The following is a 13,469-nucleotide window of genomic DNA, read 5'->3' on the forward strand; positions in this document are numbered from 1 at the left end:
CCATCCGGATGAGACGTCAGAACTGGAAGTAGACGAACTCATGGCCCCCTCGTTCGCCGATCTGAATCAGCAAGGCAAGAATGCCGACACCGAGCAGGCCCGCCAGCACCACGTTCGGACGGCGGGTGAAGAAAGCCACGATGTCCTGGCTCGCCGGCAGCACGAACGCGAACAACGGCGCTGCGATCAGCGGCCACAACTGTCCACCGCGTTCGAGCGGCAGCGGCGACAACAGCCCGGAGAAGACATGCCAGGCCGCCTCCACCGATCCCGCGCGAAAGATCACGCCGGTCGCGAGCACGAACAGCACCGTGAGCGCCCAGCCGAGCCATGACGGGCAGCGCGGACCATAGCGCCGCCACAGCGAACAAACGACCTGCGCGAGTCCGTGCAGCATGCCCCACAGCACAAAGGTCCAGCTCGCGCCGTGCCACAGGCCGCACAGCGCCATCGTGATCAGCATCGCGCCGAAGAATTGCACCGGCAGAAAGCGCCGCGGCAACAGGCGCGAATTGACCAGTGGGTAAAACACGTAGTCGCGCAGGAACAGCATCAGGGTGATGTGCCAGCGCTGCCAGAAATCCTGGATGTTGGTCGAGCGCAGCGGCGCGTTGAAATTGTACGGCAGTTGCACGCCGAACAGCAGGCCAAGGCCGATCGCGATGTCCGAATAGCCGGAGAAGTCGAACAGGATCTGGAATGAGAAGCAGAAGGCGAGCCAGGCATCGCCGCTTGGAAGCGGCCCATGTGCTGCCGCCGCGTAGATCGGATCGAGCAGATGCGCGATGCTGTCGGCAATCATGATCTTCTCGAACAGGCCGAGCGCGATGAAGCTGGTCGCGATGCAGAACTGGCGCTGCCAGCCCGGCACGTAAACCTGCCTTCCGAACTGGTGCATCACCTCCGACCAGCGCGCCAGCGGCCCTGCAATCGCCTGCGGGAAGAAGGCGATGTAGAGCGCGTAGCGGTCGAGCGCGTAGAGCGGCGCCTTGCCGCGCTTCAGATCGACCAGGTACATGATGTGGTGGAAAGTGAAGAAGGAGATGCCGAGCGGCAGCCCGATGTCGAGCGCCGGCAGCGTGGTGCCGAGCACGAGGCCGACATTGGCGAGCAGGAAGTTGGCGTATTTGAACAGCGCCAGCACCGCAAGATCGAGCACGATCACCAAGGTCAGCACGGCCTTCCACTTCACCCGCCCATAGACGACCGAGGCGAGCCAGTTGATCGCGATCGAGGCGATCAGCAGCAGGATGAAGGACGGACTGCCCCAGGCATAGAAGGCGAGCGACAGCGCGACCTGCACGCCGATGCGCAAATGCGGATAAGGATCGGCCAGGCGGTAGATCAGCAGTGCCGCCGGCAGGAAGACCAGGAGAAAGGGGTAGTCGTTGAACAGCATCGGGTCAAAGCCGCGCCATCACCGGCGCTCGCGCCGGTCGATGACGCTCAGCCCGTTTCCAGATCGGGTGCGGCATCGCCCGGCTGCCGCAGCATGCGCCGCGCGATCTTCTCCTCGCTCGGCACCTTGACGTCCCAGGCGAGCCCCGCCGCTTCCAGCGCGCGGATGAAGATGAAGCCGGGATCGAACTCGAACCAGCGCAGGCCAAAGGCCGCGGAATACGGAAAGGCATGGTGGTTGTTGTGCCAGCCCTCACCCCAGGCGAGCCAGGCCATCACACCGAGATTGCGGCTGTTGTCGTCGCGGGTGACGAAGGGCTGCGTGCCAAAGGTGTGCATGACGGAGTTGATGGCCGAAAAGGTCTGCTCGACCACGAACATGCGCACCACGCCGCCCCACAGGAAGCCGTTCAGCGCGCCCCACGGGCTCATGGTGACGAGGCCGCCGATCGCCGCCGGCAGCACCAGGCCGAGCACGACCCAGCTGTAATAGTAGCTGTTGACGGCGACCAGCCTGCGGTCCGCCATCAAGTCTGGCACGTAGTGCGCCACGTTGGGATAATCGTGCGCGATCATCCAGGTCAGGTGCGCGTGCAGGAAACCGCGCAAGCGGCCGAGCAGGCTGTCGCCATGCAGAAGCGGCGAGTGCAGGTCGCCGTCGTGATCTGACAATTCGTGGTGGCGCCGGTGCATCGCCGCCCAGGACAGCATCGAGCCGCGGCCGGCCATCGACCCCATGATGATCAGCATCGCGCTCACCGTCGTGGAGGTCGCAAAGGCGCGGTGGGTGAACAGGCGGTGATAGCCGACGGTGAGGCCGAGGCCGGTGATCAGCCAGAAGCCGAGGAACAGGCCGAGCTCCATGGCACCGATCGGCCGGACGAACAACAGCCCCAGCGCAGCCAGCGCGCCGAGGAAGGGCAGCACATCGAAAAGGATGAAATGCCGCCGCTGCATCTTATGAAAATGCCGGCTGCGGATGATGCGGTGATCGCGTTTCTGTGGCACGGGCGGATTCCAATGCAATCATGAGTACATACAAGCCGGGCGGGCGCAACCCAAGCCGCCGCCTCAAGTTTCAACAGGTCCTGCCCATCGGGCCCTGGGCCCCGGCGGAAACCGGCAATTCCCTCACTTTTGCGAGAGAATCGCGCCTTCCGGCCGCGTGCAACCGGCCGGTCATCCAGCTGTAAAAACCCCGCAATAGCGTCCGGCCCATTCATCGAGCCAGGACGGCTGGCGGGGAGTGTTGCGGCGCGCCCGGAATTTGTGCCGGGCATGATCCAAGCGATGGCCCCGCCCGCAGGATTGAGATCACCGGATGCGGAGACTGTCATGAAGCGAGGCATTGCCGTTTTCGCCTCAGCCGCGGCGCTGATGGCCTTCACCTATTTCGTTGCCGGCAAATGGGCGATCCACCACACGACCCTTGCGATGGCCGACATCCTGCGCGGCGACCGCGACGTGACCGTCGAGGTCTCGGTTCGCCGCGACCGCGAGATCCAGTCGATGGCCGAAATGATCGACCTGCCGGTCGTCATTCTCAGCCACGGCAACACGGTCAAGCATACCGAGTATTCGTTCCTCACCAACACATTCGCCGCGCGCGGCTATCTGGTCGTGAGCATCCAGCATGATCTTTCGACCGACGATCCCATGGTGACCAAGGCCGGCGAGGAATATGTTGGACGCCGCTCGCAATACAATCGCGGCATCGCCAACATCCTGTTCACGATCGAGCGGCTCAAGCAGCTCTACCCGAATGCGGATTACCGCCATTTGACCCTGGTGGGGCATTCGAACGGCGGCGACATCTCGATGTATTTCGCCAAGCTCCATCCGGAGCTGGTGAAGAAGGTCGTCACGCTCGACAATCTGCGCGTGCCCTTCGTCACCGACGGCAGGGTCAAGATCCTGTCCTTCCGCTCCAGGGATCCGCAGTTCAAGCCCGATCCCGGAGTCGTGCCCGACGACGAGACCTGCGCCAAAGCGGGCATCCAGGTGGTGAAGACCGAATTCCAGCACAACGATCTCAGCGACCGCGGCTCGGACCAGGTCAAGGGCTTCATCGAAGGCGCGGTGCACGACTTCCTCAACGAGCTCGGCGAGGACGACAGCCCGTTCAACTTGCCGCGCCTGGGGAAGCCGCGGCCAACCATCGATCAGCTGGCGGCCGCGGTGCCGGAGCGCTGAGCGTGCGGCCTTGCGCCTCTCGTGCCCCGGACGCGGCGCAGCGCGTAGCGGTGCACTGCAGAGCCGGGGCCCATCTTTCTGGGTCCCGGCTCTGCGTCGCGTCATTTCATGCCGCGCCGCGTCCGGGACACGAGAGCCTCGATCACTCCCCGTCCCTTATCCGCCGGTACAGCGCGCCCAAAATATTGGAATAATCGTCGGTCCAGACCCGCACCCTGTCGTCGGCTTCGGTTTCCTCCCATTGCTTGGAGGATGCGATCCTGCCGACGTCGTCCGCATCGCGCGCGGAAATGACGACGTCGGTGGAGAAGATGTAATCGGAATCGCGGCCCGAATCCTCGTTGTAGACCCAGCTCTTCAAATCGTTGGCGTCGGCGATGCCGACCACGACGGGCTCCAGATCGAGATGCCGGTTGGAGACGTGCATCACCACCGCGCCGTGCGGGGCGAGCTTGTCCTTGTAGATCTTCATCGCCTCTTCGGTCGCGAGGTGAATCGGGATCGCATCCGACGAATAGGCATCGACGATGATGAGATCGTAGGCGCCGTCGGGCTCCTTCGCGAAGGTCAGGCGTGCGTCGCCGATGACCGGCTTCAGGTCCGGCAGGCAGCTCGAGATGTAACGAAAATTCTTCGGATCCCGCGCCGCATCCACCATCGACTGGTCGATCTCGAAGAACTTCCAGTCCTCCCCTCGTTCGGCGGCGCAGGCGAGCGTGCCCGAGCCGACGCCGATTGCCGCGACCTTCAGCGGGCCGCCCTTGCGCTCGCGCATCGCGGTGACGGCCTGACCGATGCCGCCGTCCTTGTGATAGTAAGTGATCGGCTCCGGCCGGCCGGCGACGGGCGTGCCGTCATTGTTGAGGAAGCGCTCGGCGCCGTGGATGGTGGTGCCGTGCATCAGCACGTGGAAATAGCCGCCGGGCGTCACCACGATCTTGTGCACGCCGAAGAAGCTGCGCACCGTGGTGACGCGGCCCTCGTCCGCGGGATAAACGCGGATCAAGGCCAGCGCCAGCGCGACGGTGGCAAAGATCTTCCAGCGGTCTGCATTGAATGCCAGCGCCAGCAGCGCGGCGAGCACGCCGACGCCGCCGGCGACCCAGACGCGGTGATCCTCGAACCAGGTCGACAGATCACCCGTGGTGGTGGACGGCACAACCAGCGCGACCGCAAGCGCGGCGAGCACCAGCCAGTACCATTTGACGACACCGGCGAGACGCTCGCTGGCGGGCGGCCGGCACAGCGCGGCAAGCGCGACCAGGATCGGATATTCGGCGATCCATGAGAAGGTGAAGGGAGCAACGAGACCGGCAAACAGCCCGCCGATCATGCCGCCGAACGACAGCGCGACATAGAAGCCGGTGAGATATTTGGCCGCCGGCCGGGTCCGCGCCAGCTCGCCATGACAGGCCATGGCGATGACGAAGAAGCAGAGCTGGTGCCCGCCGAGGGTCAGCAGCAGGTTCTGCTCGCCGCCGAATGCCAGCAGGACGATGACGCCCGCGATCGCAACCGGCTGGAGCATCAGCATCCATTTGTGGGGCAACAGCGGGCGCGACTGGAACACCACCACCCAGGTGAGCAGATACAGCGAGAGCGGCAGCACCCATAGCAGCGGCGCCGCCGCGACGTCGGTCGAGATATGCGCGGTGACGGCGATGAGCAGGCCGGACGGCACCGCGGCGAGGAAGATCCAGCGCAGCCGCGTCAGCAGACTCGGGGCCGGCGCATTGATCTCCTCGGTTTGCGCATCGACCACGGGAAGCTTCGGCGAGCGCAGCAGCAACACGCCGCAGCCGCCGATCAGCAGGATCAGCAGGCCATAGCCGGCGGTCCAGAACCGGTTCTGCGTGTGCAGCGTGAACATCGGCTCCAGCAGGAAGGGATAGGACAACAGCGCGAGGAAGCTGCCGATGTTGGAGGAGGCATAGAGGAAATAGGGATCGTGGCCGGCAGGATGGCCGGTGCGGACGAACCAGGCTTGCAGCAGCGGGTTGTTGGCGGCGAGCGCGAAGAACGGCAGGCCGATCGAGACCACGAACAGGCCGAGCAGCCAGAATGCGTAGCCCGACGCCGGCGGCTCGCCATAGGCAGAGGCGATGCCGAGCGGCAGGGTGGCGAAGGCCGCGATCAGCAGCATCAGATGCACCACGACGGGAACGATGCGGTTCCTGACCTGCATCAACAGATGCGCATAGGCATAGCCGGCAAGCAGCAGCGACTGGAAGAACACCATCGCCACCGACCACACCGCCGGCGAGCCGCCGAGCCGCGGCAGCACCATCTTCGTGAACAGCGGCTGCACCGAGAACAGCAACAGCGCGCTGACGAAGATCGCGGCGGTGTAGACCGTCAGCAGCAGCCGGTTGCGCGACGACGACGGCTGCTCCGTGGCGGCGGGTTGCACGATCGAATCCATGAAAGCTCCGGCAAAAGCGTTTTCCAGCGAAGCGGGCACCGGTTCGCGCTGGAAAACGCGTCGAATAACTCCCCCGGCGGGCGCCGGACCGCGCGCAATGGAGCACACCGCGCCTGAACGGGCAATAAAGGGGCACGTGATGTTGCAGCGTGGAATGCTTGATATAGAGATGTCATTCCGGGGCGATGCGCAGCATCGAACCCGGAACCTCGAGATTCTCCGGTGCGGAGCCCGCACCATAGTTCGATGCTGCGCATCGCCCCGGAATGACGCCAGAGACATCATGACCGAAACCGACGTCGTCATCATCGGCGCTGGCCATAATGGCCTCACCTGCGCGGCCTATCTCGCGATGACAGGTCTGCGCGTGCGCGTGGTCGAGCACCGCAAGGTGGTCGGCGGGGCCGCGGTCACCGAGGAGTTTCATCCTGGTTTCCGCAATTCGGTCGCCGCCTACACGGTGAGCCTGCTCAATCCGCAGGTGATCCGCGACTTGGGCCTCGCCGAGCAGGGCCTGCGAATCGTCGAGCGGCGCGCGCAGAATTTCCTGCCCGCGCCTGATGGCAGCTATCTCCTCACCGGCGAGGGACGGACCAAAGCGTCGGTCGCACGGCTGAGCGCGCATGATGCGGAGGCGCTTGACGGCTTCTCGCGCGAGCTGGAGGACATCGCCGACGTGCTCAGGCAATTCGTGCTGCGCGCACCGCCGAACCTGCTCGACGGTTTCGGCCCGAACGCGATCCGCGAGGCCGTCAACGCATTGCAGAGCGCCAACATCCTGCGCGGGCTCACATTGGAACAGAGCCGCAGCCTGCTTGACCTCTTCACCCGCTCGGCCGGCGAGATGCTGGACGAGCGCTTCGAGCATGATCTGGTCAAGGCGCTGTTCGGCTTCGATGCCATCGTCGGCAATTACGCCAGCCCCTACGCCGCCGGCTCGGCCTATGTGATGCTGCACCACGCCTTTGGCGAGGTGAACGGCAAGAAGGGCGTCTGGGGCCACGCCATCGGCGGCATGGGTGCGATCACGCAGGCGATGGCGCGCGCCGCGCAGAGCCGTGGTGTCGTGATCGACCTTGATGCCGGCGTGCGCGAGGTGATCGTCGAGCGCGATCGGGCCGTCGGCGTGGTGCTGGAGAACGGCACGACCATTCGCGCGAAATACGTCGCGGCCAACGTCAATCCAAAGCTGCTCTACACGCACCTGATCGCGGCCGATGCCCTGCCTCAGGATTTCCTCGCCCGTATCAGGCATTGGAAGAACGGCTCCGGCACCTTCCGCATGAATGTGGCGCTGGACCGCCTGCCCTCCTTCACGGCGCTGCCTGATGATGGCGATCACCTCACCTCCGGCATCATCATCGCGCCAAGCCTTCCCTACATGGACCGCGCGTATCTGGATGCGCGCGCGCAGGGCTGGAGCAGGTCACCCGTCGTCGAGATGCTGATCCCCTCGACGCTCGACGACACGCTCGCGCCGGAAGGCAAGCACGTCGCCAGCCTGTTCTGTCAGCATGTCGCGCCGGAGCTGCCCGACGGAAAGTCCTGGGACGACCATCGCGACGAGGTCGCCGATCTCATGATCGCGACGGTGGATAACTATGCGCCGGGCTTTGCGGCAAGCGTGCTCGGCCGCCAGATCCTGTCGCCGCTCGACCTCGAACGGCAGTTCGGCCTCCTCGGCGGCGACATCTTCCACGGCGCGCTGACCCTGAACCAGCTGTTCTCGGCGCGGCCGATGCTGGGCCATGCCGATTATCGCGGCCCCCTCAAGGGCCTCTATCATTGCGGCTCCGGCGCCCATCCCGGCGGCGGCGTCACCGGCGCCCCCGGCCACAACGCGGCGCAGGCGATCCTGAGGGATCACCGCTCGCTGTTCGGAAGCCGTGGATAGGCCTGTGGATGGGCTGTGGACAGGCCGTTGGCAAAGCTGTGACAGACCGGCAGGCACCCCTCGCTGCAAGTCGGGCAAACCCTGTTGAAAGGCCGTGGATAAGCTGGGGGACGACCGGCGGGATAACGGCGTTGACAGCGTCAGGATAAGAACGGGATAGGCTGTGGCTTTCCTGTGAGAAGCAGCCCCCAAAACGACCTCGCCCGCCAGAGGGCAATTCCCCCAGCGGGCGGTTGTCGAATTGACTGTCTATGAAGATAGGTGCCCCCGCTGGGAAATAGGAGGCGGAAATTACTTCAAGGAGCTGCTAATCGAACCGAACTTCTCGTTCATCGTGGTGCCGAGACCGTTCACCACGGTGATGATCGCGAGCGCAATACCGGCCGCAATCAGGCCGTATTCGATCGCGGTCGCACCCGATTCATCGGACCAGAACTTCAAAACCATGGACTTCAAGATTCGCCTCCGTTTCCATTTCAAGCTGTGTTGGTCAGCCCCAACATCCGCAAATCTACGGGGCGCAACCTGCAGTCGGGTTAATCGGCGAATTGCAAGTTGTACGGAAATTTGGAACAAAAGTTCCAAAAATTGAACCTGACGGAACCCTAGGATGCAGCCTTCCCCCACCCACCGCGCTAGCTTTTCGCTTGCCGACGAGGCCTCGGCAAAGCGCGTTGTCGATGTGCTCACCGAGGTGTTCTTCGAGGGCGATGCGGCGGTCGCGGCGTTCGAGCGGCCGGACGGACGATGGGACGTCACGCTGCATTTCGCCGACGCGCCGGATCAGGAATTGTTGCGCGAACTCGTTGCAACTTCAGCAGGAAATGAGATCGCCGCGACTCTCGTCTTCGATACGGTCGAAGCCAAGGACTGGGTCAAGGCGAGCCTGGAAGATCTCGTCCCGGTGCCGGCCGGACGCTTCGTGGTGCACGGCAGCCACGACCGCGACCGCGTCGCGCCGAACAAGCTCAAGATCGAGATCGAGGCGGCGCTCGCCTTCGGCACCGGCCACCATGGCACCACCCGCGGCTGTTTACTGTTGCTTGACCATGTCCTGAAGAGTTCCGGGCCACGGAACATTCTCGACCTCGGCACCGGGACCGGCGTGCTCGCCATCGCGGCGGCGAAGGCGCTGCATCGCGCGGTACTGGCCTCCGATATCGACCCGCCCTCGGTGCGGGTGGCGGCCGAGAACGCGGCGCTGAACGAAGTCGGCACCTGCGTCCGGGTGATCCGCGCGACCGGCTTTGCCGCACCCGATTTTGCCAAATCCGGCCCGTTCGACCTGGTGCTGGCCAACATCCTTGCCAATCCGTTAAGGCAACTGGCCGGGCCGATGGCGCGGCACCTGGCGCCCGGCGCCCGCGTCATCCTCTCCGGCCTGCTCACGCACCAGGCTCCCGCCGTGATCGCCGCCTACCGCGCGCGCGACCTCGTGCCGCTCAGGCATCTACGGATCGAGGGCTGGAGCAGCTTGTTGCTGCGGAAGGTGGGGTAAGCGAGATGACGTAGGGTGGGCAAAGCGAAAGCGTGCCCACCATCTGTCGCCGCTGGAGAAAGATCGTGGGCACGGCGCTTCGCGCCTTTGCCCACCCTACGAAACTTCGCCCGGCTTCTCGTCCCGTTGCATCGCGCCCTCGCCCTGCAAGGCGCGCCTGGCGCGGCGTTCGGCGAAACGATCGATCAATTGGCTGATGAGGCCGCGCGGCTTCTCAGGCTGGGTTTCGGCCGGGGCGCGGCGGACCGGCGGCGTGATCTTCTCAAACGTGAACGCTGGCATCGTGTGTCCCCTCGCCGTTGAGATGAACCACTTGCTCGAATTTCCCTGTTATCCGGACGAAGCGCAACTGCTGCATCCTGTACTCCACTCAATTCGAATGGCAGATTTTCAAGCACAGTCCATGCCAGATGCGGCGCAATTGCGTCCGCATTGCGGACCGATCCCCATGGTCCTAGATTGAGCCCATCATGTTCGAAGCACACTTCCAGACATTCGAGGAACCTGAAGCCGGCGTCGCATTGACGGCGCGCCTGGCCGCGCTCCGTGAAGAGCTCGCCCGCCGCAAGCTGACCGGCTTCATCGTTCCGCGCGCTGACCAGCAGCAGAACGAATATGTGGCCCCGTCGGAGGAGCGCCTCGCCTGGCTGACCGGCTTTACCGGCTCGGCAGGCTTGGCCGTGGTGCTGACGCACGAGGCCGCGGTGTTCGTCGACGGCCGCTACACCATCCAGGCCGCCAAGCAGGTCGACGCCAAAGCCTGGGCGGTGGAGTCTCTGGTCGATCCGCCCCCGGAGAGCTGGGTGTCGGCGCACCTGAAGGCGGGCGATCGCCTAGGATTTGATCCGTGGCTGCACACTTCTGCGGCAGCCGAGCGCCTCGCGGCGGCCTGCGCCAAGGCCGGCGCCGAGCTGGTCGCCGTCGACAGCAATCCGGTCGATGCGATCTGGCAGGACCGGCCGCAGCCGCCGCTCGCGCCCGTCGCCGTCCACGGCCTGCAATATGCGGGGACCGCCGAGGCTGCGAAGCTCGCGCAGATCAGGAGCGAGATCGACAAGCTCGGGGTCGACGCGCTGGTGCTGTCCGACAGCCATGCGGTGGCCTGGACCTTCAACATCCGCGGCGCCGACGTCGCCCATACGCCGCTGCCGCTGTCCTATGCGCTGGTGCCGAAGGACGGCCGTCCCACCATCTTCATCGACCACCGCAAGCTCTCGAATCTCTCGCGCGATCATCTCGAGCAGTCCGCCGATGTGCGCGAGCCCGACGCGATGGCGCCGACGCTGATGGCGCTCGCCAAGAGCGGCGCGGCGATCGCGCTCGACAATGCCACCGCAGCTGACGCGCTGAGCCGATTGATCGCGAGCGCCGGCGGCAAGCCGGTGCGCGGCAACGATCCGATCGCGCTGCTCAAGGCAGTCAAGAACGCGACCGAGATTACCGGCACGAAAACGGCCCATGTCCGCGACGCCGTGGCGCTGGCACGCTTCCTCGCCTGGGTCGACCGGGAGGCCGGAAGCGGCAAGCTCACCGAGATCGACGCCGTCGAGGCGCTGGAGACCTTCCGGCGCGACACCGGCGCGCTGAAGGACGTGTCGTTCCCAACCATCTCCGGAACGGGGCCGAACGGCGCCATCGTGCATTACCGCGTCACCCGCAAGAGCAACCGGCGCATCGCGCCGGGCGATCTCCTGCTGATCGATTCCGGCGCGCAATATGAAGACGGCACCACCGATGTCACCCGCACCATGGCGGTGGGCGAGCCGACCGCCGAGATGCGCGACCGCTTCACCCGCGTGCTGCGCGGCCATATCGCGATCGCGCGCGCCGTGTTTCCCGATGGCACCACCGGCGCGCAGCTCGACACGCTGGCGCGGCAATATCTCTGGTCCGCCGGCGTCGATTTCGAGCACGGCACCGGCCACGGCGTCGGCAGCTATCTCAGTGTGCATGAAGGGCCGGCGCGCATTTCCAAGCTCGGCACGACGCCGCTGAAGCGCGGCATGATCCTCTCCAACGAGCCCGGCTACTACAAGACCGACGGCTTCGGCATCCGCATCGAGAACCTCGAGCTCGTCGTCGCCGCCGACATCAAGGGCGCCGAGAAGCCGATGAACGCGTTCGAGACGCTGACGCTGGCGCCGATCGATCGCCGGCTGATCGATGTGGCGATGCTGAGCCGTGACGAGCTCGACTGGCTCAACGCCTATCATGCGCGCGTGCGGGCCGAGGTGCGGCCGGCACTGGACGAGGCGACGAAGGCGTGGCTCGACCAGGCGACGGCGGAGCTGAAGGCGTAGCGCGCGTGCCGGAGCACGACGCATAGCTCTACGCGATTTGCGCAACGCTCCCGCTTCACCACAGCTGTCATGCCCCGCGAAGGCGGGGGCATCCAGTACTCTGCGGCCGCTCGATTCAATCACGACTGCCTCTGGAATACTGGATTCCCCGCCTTCGCGGGGAATGACAGCGAAGATGCGGCACGAACGCACAACATCTCGACACGCGCGCCCCGTAGAATAACGGCCTGCGCACGGTCTCATCACCACCGTCCCGAAATCCGAATAGCCGCATTCCGAAACGCCGATATCCGTCTTGCGTGAGCACGCTACAGTCGATTCGACTTCGAAAGACGGACGACAATGCACGGCATGATCAGCAGGCCGCCGGATGCGGCAACGAAGAACATCGCGACCTCGCGCGTGGTGTTGCTGTTGCTGGTCGTCATGACCGGGATCGCGCCGATATCGCTCTACATCCTGGTTCCGGCACTGCCGGTGCTGGCGACGACGTTCGGGCGCGACATCTCGATCGCGCAGATGACGGTGTCGCTCTACATGGTCGGCATCGCGATGTCGCAGCTCATCATGGGGCCGCTGTCCGACAAGTTCGGCCGGCGTCCGGTGCTGCTTGGAGGCCTCGCGCTGATGGTCGCAGCGAGCATCGCCTGCATCTTCGCCGAGACCCTGCCGCAACTGATCGCAGCGCGCTTCTTCCAGGCGCTGGGCGGCGCCTCCGGCATGGTGATCAGCCGCGCCATCATCCGCGACGTCTACGAGCGCGACCGCGTTGCCTCCATGATCAGCCTCGTGGTTGCCGCCCTGATGATCGGCCAGATGGTCTCGCCGCTCACCGGCGGCCTGATCGAGACCGCGTTCGGCTGGCGCGCCATCTTCTACGCCGTCACGATCGGCGCGATCGCGGTCGCCGTCGGCATCGCGATCGCATTGCCGGAGACGCGCCGCGACCGCGCAGTCGGCAGCGGCGGCTTTCGCAGCGACGTCGGCACCCTGATCAAGAGCCGCGCATTCATCGGCTATGTGATGTGCCAGGTACTGGCGTCGCAGATCATCTTCACCTTCGCCGGTGGCGGCCCATATATCGTGGTCACGCAGATGGGCCGGACCAGCGCAGAATACGGCGCCTGGTTCGCTACGACCGGCTTTGCGTATCTCGTCGGCAATTTGCTCTGCGTGCGCTTTGCGCCGCGGCACTCGCTGGAGAAACTGATCTGGTTCGGTCTCGGCCTGCAGCTGTGCGGCAGCCTGCTGAACCTGCTGTTCAGTTTCACCGGCTGGAACGAGGCACCGGCCTGGCTATTCGGCACGCAGATGATCGTGATGGTCGGCAATGCCTTCGTGATGGCGAACTCGGCCGCAGGTGCCATCAGCATCCGCCCCGAAGCAGCCGGCACCGCATCAGGCGCGATGGGCTTCCTCCAGCAGGGCATCGGCGCGCTGATGTCGCAATTCGGCGCCTATCTCGGCGGCCATTCAACAACGACGCTACCGCTGACCTCGGCAGTGCTGGCGATCTCGCTGCTCTGTGCTTGCATGATGATCTTCGTCGTCCCCCGCCGCGAGGTGGTGGTGAGCGAGACGCTGATCGAGCAGGCGGAAGAGGAAGAAAGCGGAATGATGTAGCCGTCGCTGTGGGCGACGGCAGTCCCAACACCCTCGGTGTCATCCCCCGCGAAGGCGGGGGGATCCAGTACGCCGCGGCTTGTCCGCATCCTCGCGCTGTCTTTGGAATACTGGATCGCCCGGTCAAGCCGGGCGATGACA

10 protein-coding genes are annotated in these 13,469 nt (G+C 65.0%); 5 read left to right on the forward strand and 5 right to left on the reverse strand.

Annotated elements, in window-relative coordinates:
- Positions 1-16 precede the first annotated feature (16 nt).
- Both WN72_RS36970 and WN72_RS36975 read right to left on the reverse strand, forming a co-directional pair.
- The gene (locus WN72_RS36970) at positions 17-1,399 is read right to left on the reverse strand and encodes an MBOAT family O-acyltransferase (RefSeq protein ID WP_092212655.1); all 1,383 of its coding nucleotides are present in this window, start codon (positions 1,397-1,399) and stop codon (positions 17-19) included.
- A 47-nt stretch (positions 1,400-1,446) separates the two neighbouring features.
- Positions 1,447-2,406, reverse strand: a complete 960-nt coding sequence (locus WN72_RS36975; protein WP_231164105.1) for an acyl-CoA desaturase — start codon at positions 2,404-2,406, stop codon at positions 1,447-1,449.
- 327 nt (positions 2,407-2,733) lie between these two features.
- Here WN72_RS36975 and WN72_RS36980 point away from each other — a divergent pair, with 327 nt between their 5' ends.
- Entirely contained in the window at positions 2,734-3,591 is an 858-nt protein-coding gene (locus WN72_RS36980) for an alpha/beta fold hydrolase (protein ID WP_143130530.1), read from the forward strand.
- Between the two features lie 142 nt (positions 3,592-3,733).
- Here the strand turns inward: WN72_RS36980 and WN72_RS36985 are convergent, their stop codons facing one another.
- On the reverse strand, positions 3,734-6,013 hold the full coding sequence (locus tag WN72_RS36985; protein ID WP_092212657.1) for a fused MFS/spermidine synthase: 2,280 nt from the start codon (positions 6,011-6,013) through the stop codon (positions 3,734-3,736).
- Between the two features lie 283 nt (positions 6,014-6,296).
- Between WN72_RS36985 and WN72_RS36990 the strand changes: the two genes are divergently transcribed.
- On the forward strand, positions 6,297-7,907 hold the full coding sequence (locus WN72_RS36990) for a phytoene desaturase family protein (protein ID WP_092212659.1): 1,611 nt from the start codon (positions 6,297-6,299) through the stop codon (positions 7,905-7,907).
- 291 nt (positions 7,908-8,198) lie between these two features.
- Here the strand turns inward: WN72_RS36990 and WN72_RS36995 are convergent, their stop codons facing one another.
- Positions 8,199-8,354, reverse strand: coding sequence for a Flp family type IVb pilin (locus WN72_RS36995; protein WP_092212661.1), 156 nt, complete (start codon positions 8,352-8,354; stop codon positions 8,199-8,201).
- Between the two features lie 163 nt (positions 8,355-8,517).
- On the opposite strand from WN72_RS36995, the gene WN72_RS37000 reads away from it, so the two are divergent.
- On the forward strand, positions 8,518-9,405 hold the full coding sequence (locus WN72_RS37000) for a 50S ribosomal protein L11 methyltransferase (protein ID WP_027560614.1): 888 nt from the start codon (positions 8,518-8,520) through the stop codon (positions 9,403-9,405).
- A 96-nt stretch (positions 9,406-9,501) separates the two neighbouring features.
- On the opposite strand, the gene WN72_RS37005 is transcribed toward WN72_RS37000, so the two are convergent.
- Entirely contained in the window at positions 9,502-9,687 is a 186-nt protein-coding gene (locus WN72_RS37005; RefSeq protein WP_027560615.1) for a hypothetical protein, read from the reverse strand.
- Between the two features lie 188 nt (positions 9,688-9,875).
- Between WN72_RS37005 and WN72_RS37010 the strand changes: the two genes are divergently transcribed.
- Together WN72_RS37010 and WN72_RS37015 are read left to right on the forward strand one after the other, a co-directional pair.
- Positions 9,876-11,705: an aminopeptidase P family protein gene (locus WN72_RS37010; RefSeq protein WP_092212663.1), complete on the forward strand. Its 1,830-nt coding sequence runs from the start codon at positions 9,876-9,878 to the stop codon at positions 11,703-11,705.
- A gap of 342 nt (positions 11,706-12,047) precedes the next feature.
- Complete coding sequence (locus tag WN72_RS37015) at positions 12,048-13,328, forward strand: multidrug effflux MFS transporter (protein ID WP_092212665.1); 1,281 nt, start codon at positions 12,048-12,050, stop codon at positions 13,326-13,328.
- Positions 13,329-13,469 lie beyond the last annotated feature (141 nt).

It is taken from the genome of Bradyrhizobium arachidis, from assembly GCF_015291705.1.
In the GTDB taxonomy this organism is placed as follows: domain Bacteria; phylum Pseudomonadota; class Alphaproteobacteria; order Rhizobiales; family Xanthobacteraceae; genus Bradyrhizobium; species Bradyrhizobium arachidis.